Source organism: Mariniflexile sp. AS56 (assembly GCF_030552475.1).
Classification (GTDB): domain Bacteria; phylum Bacteroidota; class Bacteroidia; order Flavobacteriales; family Flavobacteriaceae; genus Mariniflexile.
The window spans coordinates 358,422-380,260 of the sequence record NZ_JAUPED010000002.1 but is presented as its reverse complement, the minus strand read 5'-3'; the positions used below and the strand labels follow the sequence as shown (position 1 = coordinate 380,260).

The following is a 21,839-nucleotide window of genomic DNA, read 5'->3' as shown; positions in this document are numbered from 1 at the left end:
TTGTTTTCACTTTTGCAAATATCACTAATTATAGTGGATTATTCCAAATAATTTTAACAAATCTTAGTGATATTAAATATTCTATATTTTAAAGCAAATATCATTAACTAATATTCAAAATATCTTTAAAATTTATGAATTATTTTATTCAATATCCTATTGATTTCCTAAGATAAGCGGTAAACCACTGTCTCCTGAACCGATAACGATTATTTTAGTGTTTGGAGATTCTGACAATTTAACTGTAGCGTCAATCCCTTTATCTTGTAAAATTTTATCGGTTAATGAGGCGCTAAGTATTCTATTAGATTCTGCTTTACCTTCAGCTTCAATAATTACTTTTTGAGCTTCTTTAGCAGCCGTAACCAATCTAAATTCATATTCTAAAGATTCTTGCTCTTGCTTCAATTTACGCTCAATTGCATCTTTAATAGTAGATGGCAGGGTCACGTCTCGTACTAAGACTTCATTCAATTGAATGTATTGTGGCTCCACTATTTTCTTTGTTTCTTCAAAAATTTCTTGTTGAATAGCATCTCTTTTACTTGAATACAATTGTTCTGGGGTATAGCGACCAACAACGCTACGAGCCGCAGAACGAATGGCTGGAAGCAAAACACGTTCTTTATACATTTCACTTTTTTCTTGATGCAACTTCCCTAATTCTATGAAATTTGGCTGAAACCAAACAGAGGCTTCTAACTTAATATCTAGCCCGTTAGATGAAAGTACATTCATTTTTTCTAATATTTCTTGCTGACGTACTTCATAAACAAAAACTCTATTCCAAGGCGCTACAACGTGAAAGCCTTCTCCTAAAGGCGGCTCATCGGTAACTACACCATTATCAAATGTTCTATAAAGCACACCTGCTTGACCTGATGCAACAGTTACTGTTGATTTAGAAAGTAATACTATAATAATTATCGCTACCACTAATATGGGCAATGCTACTTTTGGTAATTTTTCCATTGTTTATTCTTTTTTAAATTAATCCGTTATATTTTCTTAAAAACCACTCTAAAGACAAACTTAAAATGATAATGATGAGCAGGTATTTCCAGTCCACCAGAGGAAGCCTGTTTTTAGTACTTTTTTGAATTGTTGCGAATCTACTATCTTTTAATAGACTTTCCATCAAACCTTCTGTATTGTTTACAAAAAAACTTTCACCTTGACTGTTAGTAGCCAATTGTTTTAGTTTTGTTACATCTGCATTTAAAAATTGTTGTTCTACGTTGTATTCTAGTATTTTAAAGTTACCAGATTTAGATATATTCTCGTTTGAAGCACTTATTGTAAAGCTATAGTCTGATGGTGGTAAACTACTTAAATCGACTTGAAAATTGGTACTACTTAAAATAAGCGGAAAGGTTTTTGTTTCTTTTGAAACTGTATTTACCACTTTTATTTGAAGTGCTTCGCGAGTATCAAACTCATAATTTTTATCGAAAAATTCTGCTTTTATAATAACATTTGTACTCCCGTTATAAAAGGATTCATGCTCAATATTCAATCTATTTTTCTGTTTGTTTGACGCTACATATTGAATAAGCTTCCCTATAAAATCATCAAACTGTAGAAACGATTTCGATTCCATATAGCTTTGTGCACGCCATTGCCAAATATTCTCACCAAACAATACTGCTTCTCGCCTACCGTTGGTTTCAAACGTTGCTAATAAAGGATCCTTTTTTGAGATACCATTAATTGTTTTATTTAGAATGGTTTCAAAAGGCACCGTAAATAACACAGAACCGTATGGTGAATTTAAAGGCGGAAACAACTCAAAATTAATGTCTTCAATAATGAATGGTGCATAACTTTTATTTAGTTCCGCTTGATAATTTTCTATTTGGTTGGTAACTTGTGTTGTGAATGTTTTATTGATTCTGTTTACAAAATTCAGGTCTGTTTTCGTGCCAATTATTGTGAATCTGTTTTTATTTTCTTTATTTAAAACATCATAAATAATATTAAACTTATTATTTGGCTGATACAATATAACTAATTGAAAATCATTTATTTGATTTAGATACTCATTAATAGTTAAGAGCGATACAGAACGCTGCTCATTACTCTCAATACTCTTTTTTAAAACGCCTAAGTCTGGATGCGTAAAATCACTTACTATGGCTATTTTTGTTTTTTGATCAATAACTTCTATCGCGAAATTTTTAAAGTTATTGGTTGTGTTTTTTTCATTACTCAACGGTTCCAACATGGCCTTGTAAGCGTGTACTCCAACTGAATTTGCAGGTAGCTTAAAGTTAATAACTTTAGAATTATTCTGTTTGGTAAAATTTACGTTTTCAGAAAACACAACCTTATCCCCAATTGTTACAACAAACTTAGACTGAACAGATTCGCTACCATTATATACTAAAATGGTTTCGATAGGAAATTGGTTTTTTAAATATGCATACTTATTAACGTTAAGTTGCTGGATTTTCAAATCGGTATACTTAACCGTATCACCCAAAATAACAGAATATATTGGCTGCTTGTAATCAGTATAGGCGAACTCATAACTGTTTCCATAAGTCTGGTTTCCGTCGCTAATTAAGATGGTCGGTGAAGTTGTTTGCTTATATATTTGTGCTAACTGACTAAAAGCATTCTCAATATTGGTCTGTTTCTCATTAAAGCCAAAACTACTTGACGCTTGTAGTTTCTCGCCCAGCGTATAGGTTTCAATATTAAACTTAGCCTTTAAAGGTTTACTTGCTTTTAATTTATCTATTAAATTATGAGCTGCTTTATCTTGTTTTAAATAGGCTATAGAACTGGAATTATCAACCGCAATAACCAAATTGGGTTTTATAGAAGAAAGTGTTATTTGCTCCAACTTGGGGTTGACAAGCAATAATAACACAGAAAAAATGGTTACAAACCTTAAAAACAAAAAAAGCATGTTTAATTTAGACATGCTTTTTTTGTTCAATTTATACTGAAATCCTGCCAATAACAAAGCAATGATTCCAGAGAGTATGATATAAACTAGAGTTTCAGAACTCATTAAATAACTTTTGGGTTTAAATTGATGAGATTCCTGCCTTCGCAGAAATAACAAATCTAGGTTAACATACCACCATCAACATTAAGTGTTTGTCCAGTTACATATGCACTCATATCACTTGCTAAAAACACACAAACATTCGCTACATCATCTGGAGTACCACCACGTTTTAATGGAATTCCTGCACGCCATCCTTTTACAACCTCTTCATCAAGTTTTGCTGTCATTTCAGTTTCAATAAAACCTGGTGCAACTACGTTACTTCTAATGTTTCTAGACCCTAATTCTAAGGCAACTGATTTTGAAAACCCTATAATTCCAGCTTTAGAAGCTGCATAATTGGTTTGACCTGCGTTTCCTTTCACTCCAACTACCGAACTCATATTAATAATAGAGCCCTTACGTTGTTTAAGCATTGTTTTCTGAACAGCTTTCGTCATATTGAAAACCGACTTTAGATTCACTTCAATAACCGTATCGAAATCTTCTTCAGAAATACGCATTAATAAATTATCTTTTGTAATACCTGCATTGTTAACCAATACATCGATACTACCAAATTCTGCAACAACATCTTCTGCTAATTTTTGAGATTCATCAAAACTAGCTGCATTACTCTTATAACCTTTAGCTTTAACACCTTGAGCAATCAGTTCTTTTTCAAGTTCGTTAGCAGCTTCTACAGAGCTACTGTATGTAAACGCCACATTAGCGCCTTGAGCAGCAAACACTTGTGCTATACCTCTACCTATGCCTCTACTAGCTCCTGTGATGATGGCCGTTTTTCCTTCTAATAATTTCATCTATAAATTAATTTAATTTCATACTAGACACATAAATGATGTGCTATATGAATAGTTGGTTATTTCCTAAATTCAAATATAATAAATACAAATTGCAACAAATAAAAAACCTCACAAATTATTGCGAGGTTTTTCAAATATTTTAAAAGATTTTATTCTAAAACTTCTTTTACTTTCTTACCAATTTCAGCAGGAGAATCTACTACGTGAATTCCACAAGCAGCCATAATTTTCTTTTTGGCTTGTGCTGTATCATCACTTCCACCTACTATCGCACCAGCATGACCCATTGTACGTCCTGCAGGAGCTGTTTCACCAGCTATAAAACCAACAATAGGTTTCTTGCTTCCACTAGCTTTGTACCAGTTTGCAGCATCTGCTTCTAATTGACCTCCAATTTCACCAATCATAACAACTACTTCTGTTTCTGGATCGTTAATTAAAAGTTCAACAGCTTCTTTAGTAGTCGTTCCAATAATTGGATCTCCACCAATACCAATAGCAGTCGTGATACCTAAACCTTGTTTTACAACTTGGTCTGCCGCTTCATACGTTAAAGTTCCTGATTTAGAAACGATACCTACTGTTCCTTTTTTGAAAACGAAACCTGGCATAATACCAACCTTTGCTTCACCTGGAGTAATAACACCAGGACAGTTAGGGCCAATTAATCGGCACTCTTTATTTTTTATATAATTTGAAGCCGTAATCATATCGGCAACAGGAATACCTTCTGTAATAGTGATGATTACTTTAATACCTGCATCAGCAGCTTCCATAATCGCATCTGCAGCAAAAGCTGGTGGCACGAAAATAATGGTTGTATCTGCGCCAACTTGCTCTACAGCATCTTTAACAGTATCAAACACGGGTCTATCTAAATGAGTTTGACCACCTTTTCCAGGAGTTACGCCACCTACAACGTTTGTTCCGTATTCAATCATTTGACTTGCATGGAATGTACCTTCACTACCAGTAAAACCTTGAACTATAATTTTTGAATCTTTGTTTACTAAAACACTCATTTTATATTTTTTTATTTAAATAAAGCTGCACAAAAATACTTTATTTGCTTATACTTTTAGCAGCATTTAAGATTTATTTTTTAGTTTTTATAAACTGTAATATTTCGGGTATTCTCTTAATGTTTGCCATTTCCTTCATTACAGATCTGGCCTCTTGAGCCGGCGTTCCCCAATAGGTTTTATTACCTTCCAAGGATTTGCTTATACCAGATTGCGCATGAACCACAGCGTTTTTATGAATCGTAATACCACTGGTACAGCCAACTTGCCCCCAAATGGTCACTTCATCTTCAATAATCACACAGCCAGCAATACCAGCTTGTGAAGCAATTAAGCATTTTTTACCAATAACGGTGTCGTGCCCAATTTGAATTTGATTATCTAATTTAGAACCTTCTCCAATAGTCGTATCACCGGTTACACCTCTGTCTATGGTGCAATTAGCTCCAATATCTACATGATCTTTAACAACAACACGTCCACAAGATTTTAAACGATCAAAACCATCAGGTCTCTTTTTATAGTAAAAAGCATTCGCTCCTAAAACAGTTCCAGAATGAATGGTTACATGGTTTCCAATGACGGCATCATCATAAATACTCACATGGGCATGAATGATACAATTTGCACCAATCACCACATTATGACCAATAAAAGCCCCAGGTTGTACAACCGAATTAGCTCCAATAATAGCAGAATCTGATATATGACTAGGCGATGCTTTGAAAGGCTTAAAAGAATCGGTTAGCTTATTGAAATCTCTAAAAGGATCATCACTAATTAACAAGCCCTTCCCTTCAGGACATGCGACTTCTTTATTAATTAAAATAATAGTAGCAGCTGAATTTAAAGCCTTGTCATAATACTTCGGATGATCTACAAAAACAATATCACCAGGTTCTACAACATGAATTTCATTCATTCCCAAAACAGGAAAATCGTCGCTACCAACAAAATCGCATCCAATTAATTGAGCAATTTGTTTTAAAGTATGTGGATTTGGAAACTTCATTTATTTGCTTAGTTGCTGAAATTGCTGAAATGTTTAAACCAATAAACGCTTCAACAATTAAACATAATTACTCTTTTACACGCTCTTTGTAAGTTCCCTTTTCAGTTTCTACTTTTATTTTATCACCTTCATTAATAAATAAAGGAACATTTACAATAGCACCTGTTTCAACCGTTGCTGGTTTAGTCGCATTAGTTGCTGTATTTCCTTTAACACCCGGCTCTGTTGCAGTTACTTCTAAAACTACACTTGCAGGCATCTCTACAGAAAGCGGCATGTTGTCTTCAGAATTAATAATTACTGTAACTACCTCACCTTCTTTCATTAACCCTGGATTATCTAAAGCAGATTCTGTAAGTTGAATTTGCGTATAATCTTCCGTGTTCATAAAATGATAATATTCACCATCATTGTATAAAAATTGAAATTTATGAGTTTCAACACGTACATCTTCTAATTTATGTCCTGCTGAAAATGTATTATCTAACACTTTTCCGTTAGTAACACTTTTCATTTTAGTTCTAACAAACGCAGGCCCTTTTCCAGGTTTTACGTGTAAAAATTCTGTTATTTTATAAATGTCGTTGTTATACCTTATACATAATCCGTTTCTAATATCACTTGTAGTAGCCATTGTAATGTTTGTTGTTTGTTATTAATGTAAAGTTGTAAAAACTAATTTTCTTAGTTTGCTTTGAAATAGCCTTTCATGATTCCTCTTTGTGAATCTTTTATAAATTGAAGGATTTCATCACGCTCTGGAGTTGCCTCCATTTCAGCTTCCATAATTTCGGTAGCTTGTGTGTTATTGTAATTTTTTTGGTAAAGAATTCTATAAATATTCTGAATTTCTCTAATTTTTTCTGTTGAATACCCGCGTCTTCTTAAGCCAACAGAGTTAATACCAACATAAGATAAAGGTTCTCTTGCCGCTTTCACAAAAGGAGGTACGTCTTTACGAACTAAAGAGCCACCAGTTACAAAGGCATGATTTCCCACGGAAACAAATTGATGAACAGCGGTCATACCTGCTAAAACCACATAGTCACCAATGGTGATATGTCCTGCAAGCGTACTGTTATTAGAAAAAATACAGTTATTACCCACTATACAGTCGTGTGCAATATGGCAATAAGCCATGATTAAGCAATTGTTCCCAATCACTGTTTTCATTCTATCAGTTGTACCTCTATTAATGGTAACACATTCTCTAATGGTTACGTTATCCCCTATTTCTACGGTTGTTTCTTCGTCGTTATATTTTAAATCTTGTGGAACAGCCGAAATAACTGAACCAGGAAAAATACTGCAATTTTTACCTATACGAGCACCTTCCATAATGGTAACATTACTCCCTATCCAAGTACCTTCACCAATAGTTACATTATTATAAATAGTGGTAAATGGCTCTATTACAACATTTTTTGCAATTTTAGCACCAGGATGCACGTAAGCGAGTGGTTGATTCATTTATTAGTTTTTATTATTAATAAATCAATATAGATTTAATTATTTAACTTTTGATATTTGAGCCATTAGCTCTGCTTCTGCACATAGTTTACCGTTTGCATATGCATAGCCCTGCATGTGGCAAATTCCGCGACGAATTGGCGTTATTAACGAACATTTAAAAATTAAAGTATCGCCTGGAACCACTTTTTGTTTAAACTTAACATTATCCATTTTCATGAAAAAGGTTAGGTAATTTTCTGGATCTGGAACCGTATTTAAAACTAACACACCACCTGTTTGCGCCATCGCTTCCACGATTAGAACTCCTGGCATTACAGGAGCACCTGGAAAGTGACCTGCAAAAAAGGACTCATTCATAGTTACATTTTTCTGAGCAATCACATGACTATCAGAAAGTTCAAAAACCTTATCTATTAATAAAAATGGTTGTCTGTGAGGTAACATAGCCATAATTTGAGTCACATCCATTAAAGGTGTTTGATTCAAATCGATATTAGGCACATTATTACGACGGTCGTTTTTAATAAGTTTAGAAAGCTTTTTGGCAAACTGTGTGTTTACAAAATGACCTGGTTTGTTAGCGATTACTTTACCTCTAATTCGGGTACCAATAAGTGCTAAATCACCTAAAACATCTAACAATTTATGTCTTGCTGCTTCATTTGGGTGGTGTAAAGTCAAATTATCAAGAATACCATTAGGTTTTACCGCAATACTATCCTTTTTAAAAGCCACTTTAAGCTTTGCCATGGTTTCTTCAGACAATGGCTTATCTACATAAACAATAGCGTTATTTAAATCGCCACCTTTTATAAGTCCGTGCTGAAGAAGCATTTCTATTTCATGTAAAAAACTAAAAGTTCTTGCGTTTGAAATGTCATTTTTAAAATCTGAAATTTGATTTAAAGTTGCGTTTTGAGTACCTAAAACTTTAGTGCCAAAATCTACCATAGTAGTAATTTGATACTCTTTTGAAGGCATAACTAAAATTTCACTTCCCGTTTCTTCATCGGTATATGAAACAATATCTGTAATAACATATTCCTCTCTAAAAGCATCCAGTTCTTCTATCTCGGCTTTTTCTAAAGCTTCAACAAAAAACTTAGAAGATCCATCCATAATAGGAGGCTCTGAAGCATTCAGTTCAATAATAACATTATCAATATCTAAACCAACTAAGGCAGCCAATACATGCTCTGAAGTTTGTATGATAACCCCATTTTTCTCTAAGCAGGTACCGCGTTGTGTGTTTGTTACATAATTGGCGTCTGCTTCAATAATTGGTAAACCTTCTAAATCAACACGTCTAAAGGCAAAACCCGTATTCGCTGCTGCTGGTTTGAAAGTTAAAGTCACATTTTTCCCTGTGTGTAAACCAACACCCATTAAAGAAACCTCGTTCTTTATGGTTTTTTGCTTTATTTCAGTATTTACTATTCCCATTTATTTTTCTCTAAATCATTAATATTTCTAACAATCTTAGGTAAGTTCTTAAAGTGAACGTACGATTTATTATAGTCGGTTAAACTAAGTGCTGGCGAACCTTGAAGCACTTCGTTGTCTTTTACATTTCTTGCAATACCAGATTGCGCTTGTATTTTTACATTATTGCCAATAACAATATGTCCAGCAATACCTACTTGACCACCAATTTGACAATTATCACCAATTTTAGTAGACCCAGCAACACCAGATTGCGCTGCAATAACAGTGTGTTTACCAATTTCTACACCATGTGCAATTTGAATATGGTTGTCTAGCTTAGCGCCCTCACGAATAATAGTGGAGCCAATAGTCGCTCTATCAATTGTTGTAGCAGCACCAATATCTACATAATCTTCAATAATAACATTTCCTGTTTGAGGTATTTTATTATAGCCTCCCTTTTCATTCGGTGCAAAACCAAAACCATCAGCCCCAATAACAACCCCTGAATTTATAACACAAGATTGCCCGATTATGGTTTCTGAGTAAATTTTTGCTCCAGAAAAAATAATGGTATTATCTCCAATAACCACATTTTCTCCAATATAGGCGTTTGGAAATATTTTAACATTATCGCCAATCTTAACATGGTCGCTAATGTATGAAAATGCGCCAACATAAACAGCATCTCCATAACTGGCAGATTCTGAAATAAAACAAGGTTGCTCTATACCAACCTTATTAAGCTTAATGGCATGGTAATATTCTAGAATTTTCGAAAAGGCTAAATAAGCGTCTTCAACTTTAATTAATGTTGTTTCAACTGTGTTTTCAGGAACAAAAGATTTGTTCACAATAGTAATAGAAGCCTTGGTACTATATATATGAGGTGTGTATTTTGGGTTTGCTAAAAACGTTAAAGAGCCTTCAAAACCTTCTTCAATTTTAGAAAGTTTTGACACTTCAGCATCTGGATTACCAACCACATCACCTTCTAAAATCCCTGCTATTTGTTGTGCTGTAAATTTCACCCTTTAAAGTTTTTTGTTTTTTATAATAGGTTTGGCAAAAATAGGAAAAATGTACTAAACTTTTTCAAATGCGCTTTCTTATTGTTAAATACTGATTTACAGATAATTAAAATCGAAACCATATAATTAACCGTAAATTATTTGCTTATTGCCTCTTTTGGGTAACATATATAGTACTTAGTTATTGGTTTTGATAGCGCTTTTAGATTAAGCTGATCGGAGGCCTTAACAATGTCTTCTACTTTACCCGATTTGTGCAAAATATTTATCCCTGTATGATTATTTTGATAGGCTTGATTTGAAATGCTACCAGAGAACACAAAATATTTCGCTTCCTCTTCAGTAACATTATATGTGGTAATCAACTTTTGTAAATGTTTGTGTAAATCTTTTTCTTTTATAGGCTTCTTTTTCAGCTTGATAGTTAATAGGTTTCTATTAATAATCATTTCACATAAATGACTCAACACAAAATCGGAATCGTATTGCCAATGTTTCATGGCTGAGATAATATCAAAATCATCTAAACGTGAAAACACATCGAGTGTGTTCTCGTTAAAATCATCTATAGCTATTTTATTTTCTAAAAAATACAACAACGGTTTACTTGCTTCTAGTTTATGATTACTATTATGCAACTCTTTGGCACGCTTTAAAACTCTAATTAACAACTGCTCTGCAGCCAATCCTGTTTTATGCAAGTACACTTGCCAATACATAAAACGTCTGGCAATCAAGAATTTCTCAACACTGTAGATTCCTTTTTCTTCTACTACCAATTCATCATTCACCACATGAAGCATGGTAATTAAGCGTTCGCTGTTTACATTACCTTCTGCAACACCCGTGTAAAAGCTATCGCGTTTTAAATAATCGGCGCGATCCATGTCAAATTGCCCAGAAATAAGCTGGCACATAAACTTTCTAGGGTATTCACCCTTAAAAATTTGAATGGCAAGCGTTAAACTTCCGTTAAATTCTTTATTTAAACGCTCCATGAAAAGCAAGGAAATTTGCTCATGAGACACGTTTTCTACAATGCTATGTTCCATAGCGTGCGAGAATGGCCCGTGGCCAATATCATGAAGTAAAATAGCAACATATAAGCCGGTTTCTTCTTCATTAGAGATTGTAACCCCTTTAAAACGAAGTACATTAACGGTTCTTTGCATTAAAGACACGCAACCTATGGCATGATGAAATCTGGTGTGATGTGCCCCCGGATAAACTAAATAGGACATCCCCATTTGGGTGATTCTTCTTAAACGCTGAAAATACTTATGCTGGATTAAATCGAAGATAAGGGAATTTGGAATCGTAATAAATCCGTAAATTGGGTCGTTTAATATTTTAAGTTTGTTCAAACTTTAAAAGTTAAGGTTTAATAGACACAAATATAATTATATACGTATATATAATAGACTATACTAAGAACAAATTGCTAATAATGCTTATTAAAAACATATAAATGAATACAATAAAAATACTTTGGGTAGATGATGAAATTGATTTACTGAAACCTCATATATTATTTTTACAACAACGCAACTACACCATTACCACTTGTAAAAGTGGTACGGAGGCCATTGATATACTTGAAACTGAGAATTTTGACATTGTTTTTTTAGATGAAAACATGCCTGGACTTAGTGGTCTTGAAACTTTAAATGAAATTAAAGAAAAGCAAGATAATCTTCCTGTTGTGATGATTACAAAAAGTGAAGAAGAGTATATTATGGAGGAAGCTATTGGTAATAAAATTGCCGATTACTTGATAAAACCCGTAAACCCAAACCAAATTCTACTAAGTTTAAAGAAGAATTTAGACCATTCTAGACTTGTTTCAGAAAAAACAACCTCCAATTACCAACAAGAATTTAGAAAAATAGCGATGGATTTGGCTATGGTGAATTCATATGAAGAATGGGTTACCTTGTATCAAAAACTGATTTACTGGGAAATTCAACTTGAAAACATTGAAGATCCTGGCATGTTTGAGATTTTAGAATCTCAAAAAAACGAAGCTAACATTCAATTCGGGAAATTTATTGAAAAGAATTATGCAAAATGGTTTGACCAACGCTCTGATGCTCCTATCATGTCGCACACCCTTTTCAAAGAAAAAATTGTACCGGAATTAAGCAAAGACCAACCCACCCTTTTAGTTGTTGTTGATAATTTAAGGTACGACCAATGGAAAGTATTTGAACCCATCATTAACAACCATTATAAAAAGGACAAAGAAGAAGCGTTTTTTAGCATATTACCAACAGCCACTCAATATGCTAGAAATGCCATATTTTCTGGATTAATGCCTAGTGATATGGAAAAATTGTTTCCGCAGTTTTGGAAAAATGATACGGATGAAGGCGGTAAAAATTTACATGAGGAAGATTTTTTAAACACCCAATTAAAACGCCTTGGATTAAACCATTTAACGACCGAGTTTTATAAAATCACGAATTTAAAAGCAGGAAAAAAATTAGCAGACAACTTCAAGTCACTTAAAAACAACGACTTAACTGTTGTTGTTTATAATTTTGTAGATATGCTTTCACATTCAAAAACTGAAATGGAAGTTGTTAAGGAACTAGCGTCTAATGATAAGGCCTACCGCTCTCTAGCATTAAGTTGGTTTAAAAACTCTCCGCTTTTAGAAATGATTCAACATGCTCAACAGTTAGGGTTTAAACTGATACTAACAACAGACCACGGGACTATTAACGTTAAAAACCCATCAAAAGTAATTGGTGATCGGGACACGAGTTTAAATTTACGCTATAAAACAGGACGTAGTTTAACTTATGAAAGTAAAGAAGTATTGGTGTTTAAAAACCCTCACGAAATACACCTACCATCTATAAATATGAGTAGCTCTTATATTTTTGCGAAAAGTGACTTGTTTTTCGCATACCCGAACAACTATAATCATTATGTAAGTTATTTTAGAAACACGTATCAGCATGGTGGTGTGTCACTTGAAGAAATGATTATACCTTTTGCTGTATTCAACCCAAAGTAGTCCATGTAATACAAAAATCACCGATAAAATACATTTTTTATTAGCTTTTTGTGTTTTTAATTTGTAACATTGCCTATTAAATATATAGAATTGGAAATTAATTATCAATTAGCTGATGTTGATGCAGTTGTTAAAGAGTTGCTCAAGCATTTAAAATCAAAAACCATATTGTTTTATGGAGATATGGGAGTTGGAAAAACAACTTTTATAAAGGGCTTAGTAAAAGAACTAGGAAGTACAGACGAAGTAAGCAGCCCAACCTTCTCTATAGTTAATGAATATGAATTGAAAAATGATAAAATTTTTCATTTTGATTTATACAGAATAAAAAGTTTAGAAGAAGCCTATAATTTTGGTATTGAAGATTATTTAGATTCCGATCATTGGGTTTTAATTGAATGGCCCGAACACATCATCCCCATTTTAAATAATCACTTTGATATATTAAATTTTGAGCTTAATAGCGAAACTAGTAGAAAATTAACCATAAAAAATTAAAAAACAACCAAGCATACAGTTATAAATAAATCGTTAATAACTTATAAAAAACAAGAAAATATTGGGCATTACGGGAAAACCGCACTAGAAAATCGAAATAAATATTGTTTTTAACATAATTTTAACATTTAAACACTTTCTTCATCTTAGTCTTTATTTACATTTGGGATATATTAATTAATTAAATCCCTTATAAAATGAAAACTAAAAATTATTTAATCGCAGTAGCGATCTTCGGAGGAATGTTGTTCACAGCTTATGCAGCTAACACAATTAACTTAGATGGACAGCAATCAGCCAAAGTTGAAAGATCTACAATCAAAGTACCTACCAACGGATAAAAAAAGCTTAATAATAGGTAGTATTATTGCTACTATTTTAGCAATAACTCCTTATTTATTTTCTCTGTACGAAAGTGTTCCTAATGAAAAAGTTTGGAACACTTTTTTGTTCACATACAATAGTGGTTTTTTCGAAAATGCCAATACAGCCATGTGGATCATTACAGGTAAAGCCATACCTCTTTTATTAATTTTAATTTGGTTTTTTACAAATAGACATTGGTGGTATCATGTATTACTAGTACCAATTGCCATGTATATATTTCAGATAGTTAGTGTTTTCTATGATGATCAGTTTCTTGACAAATTTCAATTAATATATATGCTACCTATAATGGCAATTGTCATTCCGTCAATATACTTAGTGCGAGCACGAATTTTTAATGAAATAAATTCAGCTAATAAATCACTAGAAGAACTGGAAGAAGAATTTAAAATATCTCCTAAAAATTTCTGGCAAAAAATTAAACAATATTTTTAATCTTTCTTAGAATTCAATCTATCTCGTTCTTCTAAATCAATTTGTCTTTGATTGGTCTTAAGACTAGCGTTTCCAAATTTATAATTAAAGCCAAATCAACCTATCCTCTCCCCTTCTTATTGCATCACATTCTGATTCCTGTTCTTCGTTGAACTATTGAAATTCTAGCCTTTAAACATGTCTATATAAGATAAATTAATAGAAGCACTTTGGTACCATAAAGATTTTTAATACGTATCAAGCTGATGACCACTAATAAGCGTTAGTCTATTATATTTTGATAAACGACACTTACATCTAAACTATTATTAAGTAAAGCGAACTAATTTATCCCATTAAGATATAACGTCCGTTTTTCATTTTGAGTTTATTTTTTAATAATTTCTAAAATATAAAATTCATTATCGTAATAGAACAACGAGAATAATACATAAATCCTCCAAAGTTTATCCAATCAAGTATTTCTGTATAAAAAATAAAACAATATTTTTAATCTTTTTTAGAATTCAATCTATCGCGTTCTTCTAAATCAATTTGTCTTTGATTGTTCTTAAGACTCGCATTTCCAAATTTATAATTAAAGCCGAAGGTAAAAAGCCTATTCTCTACTCTAGTAATTGTATTTACATCTTGATTTGAATACTTAGTAGAGGTATTGAAGTTTTGATTATTAAACATATCAACAAACCCTAAACTTACCGAGGCTTTATTATTCCACAAAGACTTTTTAATGTTTAAATCAAGTCCATGGCGACTACTAACAAGCGTTGGCCCATTAAATAACGGAGAGATATATTGATACGATATACTCAAGTTTAAACTATTATCTTTTAAAAGTGAGAAATAGTTAACTACATTTCCATACAGTGACCATTTTTCATTCTGAGTTAATTCATTATTACTCTCTAAGGCATAAAACTCATTCTCATAATAAAATAACGAGGATAGCACATATATGTTCCAACGTTTAGCCAATTTAGTGTAAGTCATAAAATCCAAACCATAAGAAACACTATGGTCAATATTGGTGTTAATGTACTTTAAAATGTTTTCCTCGTTGTCTTGAAAAGTTATTTCTAGAGTTGGATTATTTTCATAACGGTAATACAACTCAAAGGTATAATCTTTATTAAAGGTGTAACCTAAAGTAAATACATCATCAATCTGTGGCTTTAAATCAGGGTCTCCTGCTATATAGGCATTATCATTTAAGAAATACTTAAAAGGGTTTAATTCGCTATATCTGGGGCGATATATACGCTTATTGTAACTAAAATAAATATCATTGTTTTCATTTAATCTATTCAACACGTGTAAAGACGGGAAGAATTTCATGTAATCTCTTTTATTTACAGTATTGGTTGATAATGAATTTCCTGTAATATCTGTGTATTCAACACGAAGACCAGACTTCAAACTCCATTTCTCCCATTCATTCGAAAAAGAGCTGTATACTGCGTAATTAAGTTCGTCATACAGAAAAGTATCCGACATTTGTAAATCAACTACTTTCTCACCGTTTTCAAAAATATACTGGGTTAAAATACTCTCAGAATTTATACTCGAAACTTTAGCGCCCGTTTCAAATTGCCCTGATTTACTAAAAGGTAACTCATAATCTATTTGCCCTGTAAACAATTCTATATTCTGACTTGAAAAGGTTTGAAAATTATTATTTCTAAAAGCTGTTGTTTCATTTGGCAAGAAATAACCTGTTTTTACATCTTGAAAACTCGAGAAGTCATAATTTGTATGATGGGCACTTGCAAGTAGTTTTTCACCTTCTTTTTTAAATTTATGTATGTAATCGAGCGTAAAAGCCATATTAAACGTTTCTTCTGCCAGTCGATTCATGGAGTTAAATGTAGAATCTAAGACGTGACCAACACCAAAAACATCTGTGTTCGAATTTACATGAGTTTTTGAGTTTTTTCTCGGGGCCACTAATATACTTGTGGAAAAACCTAAACTATTATTAGAATTCAACTCATAGTCAATATTCGCATTTATATTATGATTGGAAGATTTTCGAGTCCTTTTAAAATCAGTTTCCCAGCTTGTTGTATTCTCATCATTCTCTATAAAATTAATAGACTCATTATTATGCCTATAATCTTTTCTTGGGTTGCCACTATAGTTGAAATAAGTGTTTAACTTGTCTGTTTTAAAAAAATGACTCGTTCCAAGCGAATACTTTGGGTACTCACTACCTTGTTTATAGTTGCCAAAAACACTCCCGTTATATCCTGCAATAATATTTTTACTCGTTACTATATTAATAACAGCGCCTCCTTCTGCTTCGTATTTTGCAGGAGGGCTTGTAATAACTTCAATAGACTTTATATTACTAGCTGTAGTGCCCTCTAAAAGTTGCTGTATTTCACTAGAGGACAAGTGCACTTTTCTATCATTTATATAAACTGTAGGCGTTGACTGTTTTACTGTAATAACCCCATCATGCACCAAAACACCTGGTGTATGCTTTAAAACATCTAATACATTATTATTAGAAAGTGTGGAGTTTTCAACATTAAAAACCAAGCGATCTACCATACGTTTAACCGTTGGTCGTTTTGAAATAATGGTAACACCATCTAAGCTTTCCAACTTTTCTTTGAGAACAATAACCCCAATGTTTTTAGTTTTATCAAGATCAATAACCATACTCTGTTCTTCAAACCCTAAAAAACTAATTATTACCGTATAAGTATTCGCAGTAAGGTTTTTGAATTGAAACACCCCGTTTTCATCACTTGTAGTTCCGTTAATAAGTTTAACATCAGCACTACTATAGAGTACTATATTAGAAAAAGCTACTGGTAAATTACTTTGATCTACTACAGTACCCGTTAAAATAATATCTTGTGAAAAACTAAATAAAGTATTTAGGAATAGAATGTAGGCTAAAAACGGTCTAAGCATAAAATTGGTTCAGGGTGTAAAAATATAAATTTATATTAATTACTGATAAGTTATCTCTGTTTTCATGTTTTTTCGTTCAAACCCACTAATTCAGATGAAATACTATAAATAATCACTTTTTAAACTCTAAAATAATTAATTTTGGTATCTGACTATCGAATAAAAAAAATATTTGTAATTTGATTTTTTTGTAAACTAAGCAACTATGGCAAAACAATTGTCTCCTTTTACTAAACAACAACTCTTACCCCAAGAAGAAACTCTTGAAATATTTAAACGGAAAGGTGAACTCTTTATAGGTATTCCCAAAGAAACAGCATTTCAAGAAAAGCGTGTTTGTTTAACACCAGATGCCGTTTTCGCCCTGGTTAGCAATGGCCATAGAGTATTATTAGAAGCTGGTGCAGGAAATGGTGCTAATTTTAGCGATAAAGATTACAGTGAATCTGGTGCAGAAATCACTAAGGATACCGCAAAGGTTTTTGCTTGTCCTATGGTTTTAAAAGTAGAGCCACCAAGCATCGAGCAAATAAAACTGATGAACCCGCAAACTATTTTAATTTCTGCTTTACAAATTAAAACGCAAAGCAAAAAGTATTTTGAAGCACTCGCATCTAAACGTATTACTGCTTTAGCCTTTGAGTTTATTAGAGATTCCGATGGCACCTATCCCGCCGTAAAAGCGCTAAGTGAAATTGCAGGAACAGCTTCTGTGCTTATTGCTGCAGAATTATTATCAGACACCAAAGGCGGTAACGGCTTAATGTTTGGAAACATTAGCGGTGTGCCTCCTATAGAAGTTGTGATTTTAGGAGCTGGAACTGTTGGGGAATTTGCAGCGAGAAGCTCCATTGGTTTAGGTGCTAATGTGAAAATATTCGATAATTCCATTACCAAATTAAGACGTATTCAAACCCACTTAGGTAGACCTCTTTTCACCTCTACCATTCAGCCAAAAAATTTAAACAAGGCTTTAAAACGTTGTGATGTTGTTATTGGAGCTGTTAGAGGGAATAACAGATCTCCTATTGTTGTTTCAGAAGCGATGGTGCAGTCTATGAAAAAAGGAGCGATTATTATTGATGTAAGTATCGATATGGGAGGTTGTTTTGAATCGAGTGAAGTTACCACACACAAAGAACCTACCTTTGTTAAGTATGGGGTAACCCATTATTGTGTGCCAAATATTCCTGCAAGATACTCTCGTACAGCCTCAGTATCAATAAGTAATATATTTACACCTTATTTATTAAAAATTGCAGAAGACGGTGGTTTAGAAAATTCACTTCGATTTGATAGAGGTTTAAAAAATGGGTTGTACTTTTACCACGGAATTTTAACTAGTAAATCTGTTGGTGAGTGGTTCGATTTAAATTATAGCGATATTAATCTCATTATTTTTTAAAGACACAAAGGCAACGAAACTTCTATTACATTAAATGAAATTAATTCAACGTATTGGTTACTACTTGGGAGGTTTTTCCCTCGGACTCGTCATATTAGCCTTCTTCTTAAATGGTAAAAAAACATCCTGCAGTTATGGTCCTGACGCCCGTGTTTTAAAGAATATTCGGCTAAAAAAAATTGAGTATTCTAATACCATTCAATCGCAATTACATACCAATAATTTAGATTCAGTTGCTGTCAACTACGTTTTAAGAAAAGGAAATATCAATTTTTCTGAAAGTAATTCAAGACAGAAGCCTTGTGGTGTTTATATGGTTGAGGGCGACTATAATGAAAAGGAAATTATATTAACTGTCGAAAATTGCGATAGCATTGCGACCATTACGAATTTTAGAATAGCTAATTAATGATTGCCAAGCGTTGTTTCGATATGATAGGCGCCTTTATTGGATTAATCATTCTCGCTCCCTTTTTAATACTCATTGCTATTTGTATTAAATTAGATTCGAAAGGACCTATTTTATTTATACAAGGCCGTGTTGGAAAAAACAATAAAGACTTCAACATCTATAAGTTTCGAACTATGCGTATGCAGTCTGAAACTAAAGGATTGCTTACTTTAGGAAATCACGATTCTAGAATAACAAAAGTAGGATATTTTTTACGACGCTATAAAATGGATGAGTTTCCGCAACTTATAAATATTTTAAAAAGCGACATGAGTTTTGTTGGCCCAAGACCTGAATTACGTTATTATGTGAACTTTTATAATGAAGACGACATGAAAATATTCACCGTTCGGCCAGGTATTACAGGACTTGCTTCGTTAAAATACAGAAATGAAGTAGAACTTTTAAAGGCTGCCGAAAACCCTGAAGAATTCTTCATTAAAACCATTATCCCAGATAAATTAAAATTCAATAAAGAGTATATAAAAAACAGAAGTTTTCTCTTCGATTTGAAACTCATTTTTATTACCATCATTAAAGTGATTACTCGGTAATACTTCTACCCTATTCTTCTTGTTTAGATACTTTATTATTCCTAATTTGGAACGGTGCTTAGCCTCATAAAAAAGCACTTAATCCGAGTATTGAATACATGAATCAAGCAACCTACAATCACATCAATCAACTCATAAAAGATTCTGGCGTTCTTCATAATAATGAAAGTTCTAAAAAAGAATTTCAAAACTTCAATTTCTCTGAAGAAACTATTTTAATTACAGGTGCTGCCGGTACTATTGGAAGTGAGTTAGCAAGACATATTTTGGCCTGTGAGTTTAAAAAAATGATTCTTGTTGATATAGCTGAATCGCCTCTTTATAATTTAATTAAAGAATTTGAAGATGAAGATTCCAATAAAATAGAATGTTTCCTTCTAAATATAAATGATAACGAATCTGTTGAATACCTGTTTCAAACCTATAAACCAACATTAATTTTTCATGCGGCGGCTTATAAACATGTGCCATTAATGGAATCGCACCCGTATGAAGCCGTAAAAACTAATATTCTAGCGACTAAATTATTAGTTGATTTGGCTATAAAACATAGCGTTTATAAATTCATTTTTATTTCTACAGATAAAGCAGTGAACCCCATTAGTGTGATGGGAATTTCTAAATATGTTGCAGAATGTTACATTAAGCAGCAAAAACCAAAAAGTAGTACACAATTTGCCATTACCCGCTTTGGAAACATTATAGGTTCTAATGGTTCTGTGCTCCCGTTATTTAAAAACCAGATAGACTCTGGGCTTTCTTTAACTTTAACCAGTAAAACCATAACACGGTATTTTATAGATAAGGGTAAAGCGTGTCACTCCATTTTAAAAATTGCTTCTTTTAAAAGTTTTGATGCTGATGTGTTTACCTTCAACATGGGAGATCCCATTAAACTCCACGATTTAGCACATTGTTTTATAGATAATTATGCTGAAAATGATTCAGTCGAAATTAAAATAACAGCCTTGCGTCCAGGAGAAAAGCATGATGAAGAGATTATTTCTAAAGATGAATTCTTAGAACCAACTTCAGATACTGATATTTTACTTGTGAAGCAAAAAGAATACAAAAAACAAAAGGAGATAGATTTAAGTAAATTAGTAATGATTACTCCTTATCTATCCCCTCAAGAGATTAAAAGTATTTTAATTAGTTATATATAACAACCTTAGGTTTTACGTCTTTTTTTCTCTTTGGTTATAAGAGCCAATTCACGGCCTGTTTGGCCTGCTACCGAAGTGTTTTCCTCTGCACGACGAATTAAGTAGGGCATCACGTCTTTTACAGGGCCAAAAGGCACGTACTTCGCTACATTATAACCTTTATCAGCTAAATTAAAACTGATATGATCACTCATTCCGTATAATTGTCCGAACCAGATTCTAGAATCAGTAGGCTTTAAACCTTTTTTCTCCATCAAGTCCATTAGTAAATACGAACTCGATTCATTATGAGTCCCTGCGAATATAGACATGCTATCTAAATGATCTAACATATAATGCAATCCCGCATTAAAGTTTTCATCTGTAGCAATTTTATTTTTACAAATGGGAGATTCATAGCCTTTAGCTTCTGCGCGGTCACGTTCCTTTTCCATGTAAGCACCACGCACTAATTTATAGCCAAGAAAATAGCCTTCAGTTTTCGCCTTTTCATGCTCATTCTTTAAAAAATCCATGCGATCGTGTCTATACATTTGAAGCGTATTAAAAACGACTGCTTTTTCTGTATTGTATTTTTTCATCATAGCGGTTACCAAAGCATCAGCGGCGTTTTGAAACCAACTTTCTTCAGCATCAATCAATACAGCCACATTATATGCTTTAGCTTTTTTACAAACTGCATCAAAGCGATCGACAACCTTATTCCATTCCGCTTGTTCCTTTTCGGTTAAGCCCGCGCCTTTACTTAGTTTTTCATACAAGTGAAACCTTCCAAAACCAGAGGGTTTAAAGACAGCTATTGGAATGGCTTTAATTTCTTTACAGAACTCCAAAATATTTAGAATGACGTCGCGTGCATGGTCAAATTCCTTTTCGCTCTCTTTAGCTTCCACCGAAAAATCTAAAACAGAACTCACCCCCTTTTCATGCATGCTATTAATTACTGGCAAGCAGTCTGTTTCATTAATACCTCCACAAAAATGATCGAAAACCGTATACCTAATTAAGCCTTCAATAGGTAAATGGACTTTTAAAGCAAAATTTGTAACTGCGCCACCAATGCGTACTAAAGGTTCAACAGACATCATTTTGAATAAAAAATAGGCGCGCTCTAATTCGGAATCACTTTTTAAAGCAAAAGCAATTTCGGTATTATCAAAAATAGGGGTAATTTTTTGCATTATATTCAATATTTGCTGCAAATATAATTA

General features: G+C 32.9%; 19 protein-coding genes. 7 read left to right on the top strand and 12 right to left on the bottom strand.

All coding sequences use genetic code 11. The features are described 5' to 3' along the window. Nucleotides 1-156: 156 nt before the first annotated feature. The 10 genes from Q5N74_RS04335 to Q5N74_RS04290 form a co-directional block, all read right to left on the bottom strand. Complete coding sequence (locus Q5N74_RS04335) at nt 157-972, bottom strand: prohibitin family protein (RefSeq protein WP_304387490.1); 816 nt, start codon at nt 970-972, stop codon at nt 157-159. A gap of 13 nt (nt 973-985) precedes the next feature. After that, nucleotides 986-3,019, bottom strand: coding sequence for a VWA domain-containing protein (locus tag Q5N74_RS04330; protein ID WP_304387489.1), 2,034 nt, complete (start codon nt 3,017-3,019; stop codon nt 986-988). 56 nt (nt 3,020-3,075) lie between these two features. Next, nucleotides 3,076-3,822: a 3-oxoacyl-[acyl-carrier-protein] reductase gene (gene fabG, locus Q5N74_RS04325; RefSeq protein ID WP_304387488.1), complete on the bottom strand. Its 747-nt coding sequence runs from the start codon at nt 3,820-3,822 to the stop codon at nt 3,076-3,078. Between the two features lie 152 nt (nt 3,823-3,974). Further along, on the bottom strand, nt 3,975-4,847 hold the full coding sequence (gene sucD, locus Q5N74_RS04320) for a succinate--CoA ligase subunit alpha (RefSeq protein WP_304387487.1): 873 nt from the start codon (nt 4,845-4,847) through the stop codon (nt 3,975-3,977). Nucleotides 4,848-4,920: 73 nt separating this feature from the next. Continuing rightward, nucleotides 4,921-5,859, bottom strand: coding sequence for a UDP-3-O-(3-hydroxymyristoyl)glucosamine N-acyltransferase (locus Q5N74_RS04315; protein ID WP_304387486.1), 939 nt, complete (start codon nt 5,857-5,859; stop codon nt 4,921-4,923). A gap of 67 nt (nt 5,860-5,926) precedes the next feature. After that, nucleotides 5,927-6,493, bottom strand: a complete 567-nt coding sequence (gene efp, locus Q5N74_RS04310) for an elongation factor P (protein WP_304387485.1) — start codon at nt 6,491-6,493, stop codon at nt 5,927-5,929. A gap of 50 nt (nt 6,494-6,543) precedes the next feature. Then, the gene (lpxA, locus tag Q5N74_RS04305) at nt 6,544-7,329 is read right to left on the bottom strand and encodes an acyl-ACP--UDP-N-acetylglucosamine O-acyltransferase (RefSeq protein ID WP_304387484.1); all 786 of its coding nucleotides are present in this window, start codon (nt 7,327-7,329) and stop codon (nt 6,544-6,546) included. A 39-nt stretch (nt 7,330-7,368) separates the two neighbouring features. Next, complete coding sequence (locus Q5N74_RS04300) at nt 7,369-8,775, bottom strand: bifunctional UDP-3-O-[3-hydroxymyristoyl] N-acetylglucosamine deacetylase/3-hydroxyacyl-ACP dehydratase (RefSeq protein WP_304387483.1); 1,407 nt, start codon at nt 8,773-8,775, stop codon at nt 7,369-7,371. Beyond that, nucleotides 8,766-9,788, bottom strand: coding sequence for a UDP-3-O-(3-hydroxymyristoyl)glucosamine N-acyltransferase (gene lpxD / locus Q5N74_RS04295; protein WP_304387482.1), 1,023 nt, complete (start codon nt 9,786-9,788; stop codon nt 8,766-8,768). Before lpxD ends, Q5N74_RS04300 begins: the two co-directional genes overlap by 10 nt. A gap of 137 nt (nt 9,789-9,925) precedes the next feature. Continuing rightward, nucleotides 9,926-11,152, bottom strand: coding sequence for an HD domain-containing protein (locus Q5N74_RS04290; protein ID WP_304387481.1), 1,227 nt, complete (start codon nt 11,150-11,152; stop codon nt 9,926-9,928). A 104-nt stretch (nt 11,153-11,256) separates the two neighbouring features. Here Q5N74_RS04290 and Q5N74_RS04285 point away from each other — a divergent pair, with 104 nt between their 5' ends. The 3 genes from Q5N74_RS04285 (at nt 11,257) to Q5N74_RS04275 (ending at nt 14,130) form a co-directional block, all read left to right on the top strand. Further along, a complete protein-coding gene (locus Q5N74_RS04285; RefSeq protein WP_304387480.1) occupies nt 11,257-12,810 on the top strand; it encodes a PglZ domain-containing protein in 1,554 nt (517 codons plus the stop codon). Nucleotides 12,811-12,900: 90 nt separating this feature from the next. Beyond that, complete coding sequence (gene tsaE / locus Q5N74_RS04280; protein WP_304387479.1) at nt 12,901-13,308, top strand: tRNA (adenosine(37)-N6)-threonylcarbamoyltransferase complex ATPase subunit type 1 TsaE; 408 nt, start codon at nt 12,901-12,903, stop codon at nt 13,306-13,308. Between the two features lie 282 nt (nt 13,309-13,590). Continuing rightward, nucleotides 13,591-14,130 carry a hypothetical protein gene (locus Q5N74_RS04275; protein WP_304387478.1) on the top strand — a complete coding sequence of 180 codons (540 nt, stop codon included), beginning with the start codon at nt 13,591-13,593 and terminating at the stop codon, nt 14,128-14,130. A gap of 489 nt (nt 14,131-14,619) precedes the next feature. Here Q5N74_RS04275 and Q5N74_RS04270 read toward each other — a convergent pair whose 3' ends face one another. Beyond that, nucleotides 14,620-17,052 carry a TonB-dependent receptor gene (locus Q5N74_RS04270; RefSeq protein WP_304387477.1) on the bottom strand — a complete coding sequence of 811 codons (2,433 nt, stop codon included), beginning with the start codon at nt 17,050-17,052 and terminating at the stop codon, nt 14,620-14,622. Nucleotides 17,053-17,257: 205 nt separating this feature from the next. On the opposite strand from Q5N74_RS04270, the gene Q5N74_RS04265 reads away from it, so the two are divergent. The 4 genes from Q5N74_RS04265 to Q5N74_RS04250 all read left to right on the top strand — a co-directional run bounded on the left by Q5N74_RS04265 (nt 17,258) and on the right by Q5N74_RS04250 (nt 20,628). Further along, nucleotides 17,258-18,457 carry an alanine dehydrogenase gene (locus Q5N74_RS04265; RefSeq protein WP_304387476.1) on the top strand — a complete coding sequence of 400 codons (1,200 nt, stop codon included), beginning with the start codon at nt 17,258-17,260 and terminating at the stop codon, nt 18,455-18,457. Nucleotides 18,458-18,491: 34 nt separating this feature from the next. Next, nucleotides 18,492-18,866: a hypothetical protein gene (locus Q5N74_RS04260; protein WP_304387475.1), complete on the top strand. Its 375-nt coding sequence runs from the start codon at nt 18,492-18,494 to the stop codon at nt 18,864-18,866. Continuing rightward, nucleotides 18,866-19,462, top strand: coding sequence for a sugar transferase (locus Q5N74_RS04255; RefSeq protein WP_304387474.1), 597 nt, complete (start codon nt 18,866-18,868; stop codon nt 19,460-19,462). The genes Q5N74_RS04260 and Q5N74_RS04255 overlap by 1 nt, the downstream gene beginning before the upstream one ends. A gap of 98 nt (nt 19,463-19,560) precedes the next feature. Next, nucleotides 19,561-20,628: an SDR family NAD(P)-dependent oxidoreductase gene (locus Q5N74_RS04250; RefSeq protein ID WP_304387473.1), complete on the top strand. Its 1,068-nt coding sequence runs from the start codon at nt 19,561-19,563 to the stop codon at nt 20,626-20,628. A gap of 5 nt (nt 20,629-20,633) precedes the next feature. On the opposite strand, the gene Q5N74_RS04245 is transcribed toward Q5N74_RS04250, so the two are convergent. Next, a complete protein-coding gene (locus Q5N74_RS04245; RefSeq protein WP_304387538.1) occupies nt 20,634-21,800 on the bottom strand; it encodes a proline dehydrogenase family protein in 1,167 nt (388 codons plus the stop codon). Between the last annotated feature and the right edge of the window lie 39 nt (nt 21,801-21,839).

Bases quoted from the DNA above. Each gene is read 5' to 3' on its own strand.
- fabG (WP_304387488.1), bottom strand. From the start codon at position 3,822: ATGAAATTATTAGAAGGAAAAACGGCCATCATCACAGGAGCTAGTAGA.
- Q5N74_RS04300 (WP_304387483.1), bottom strand. From the start codon at position 8,775: ATGGGAATAGTAAATACTGAAATAAAGCAAAAAACCATAAAGAACGAG.
- lpxA (WP_304387484.1), bottom strand. From the start codon at position 7,329: ATGAATCAACCACTCGCTTACGTGCATCCTGGTGCTAAAATTGCAAAA.
- Q5N74_RS04265 (WP_304387476.1), top strand. From the start codon at position 17,258: ATGGCAAAACAATTGTCTCCTTTTACTAAACAACAACTCTTACCCCAA.
- Q5N74_RS04335 (WP_304387490.1), bottom strand. From the start codon at position 972: ATGGAAAAATTACCAAAAGTAGCATTGCCCATATTAGTGGTAGCGATA.
- Q5N74_RS04285 (WP_304387480.1), top strand. From the start codon at position 11,257: ATGAATACAATAAAAATACTTTGGGTAGATGATGAAATTGATTTACTG.
- Q5N74_RS04330 (WP_304387489.1), bottom strand. From the start codon at position 3,019: ATGAGTTCTGAAACTCTAGTTTATATCATACTCTCTGGAATCATTGCT.
- Q5N74_RS04250 (WP_304387473.1), top strand. From the start codon at position 19,561: ATGAATCAAGCAACCTACAATCACATCAATCAACTCATAAAAGATTCT.
- Q5N74_RS04315 (WP_304387486.1), bottom strand. From the start codon at position 5,859: ATGAAGTTTCCAAATCCACATACTTTAAAACAAATTGCTCAATTAATT.
- Q5N74_RS04270 (WP_304387477.1), bottom strand. From the start codon at position 17,052: ATGCTTAGACCGTTTTTAGCCTACATTCTATTCCTAAATACTTTATTT.
- Q5N74_RS04275 (WP_304387478.1), top strand. From the start codon at position 13,591: ATGGACAGCAATCAGCCAAAGTTGAAAGATCTACAATCAAAGTACCTA.
- sucD (WP_304387487.1), bottom strand. From the start codon at position 4,847: ATGAGTGTTTTAGTAAACAAAGATTCAAAAATTATAGTTCAAGGTTTT.
- Q5N74_RS04260 (WP_304387475.1), top strand. From the start codon at position 18,492: ATGAAATTAATTCAACGTATTGGTTACTACTTGGGAGGTTTTTCCCTC.
- Q5N74_RS04255 (WP_304387474.1), top strand. From the start codon at position 18,866: ATGATTGCCAAGCGTTGTTTCGATATGATAGGCGCCTTTATTGGATTA.
- efp (WP_304387485.1), bottom strand. From the start codon at position 6,493: ATGGCTACTACAAGTGATATTAGAAACGGATTATGTATAAGGTATAAC.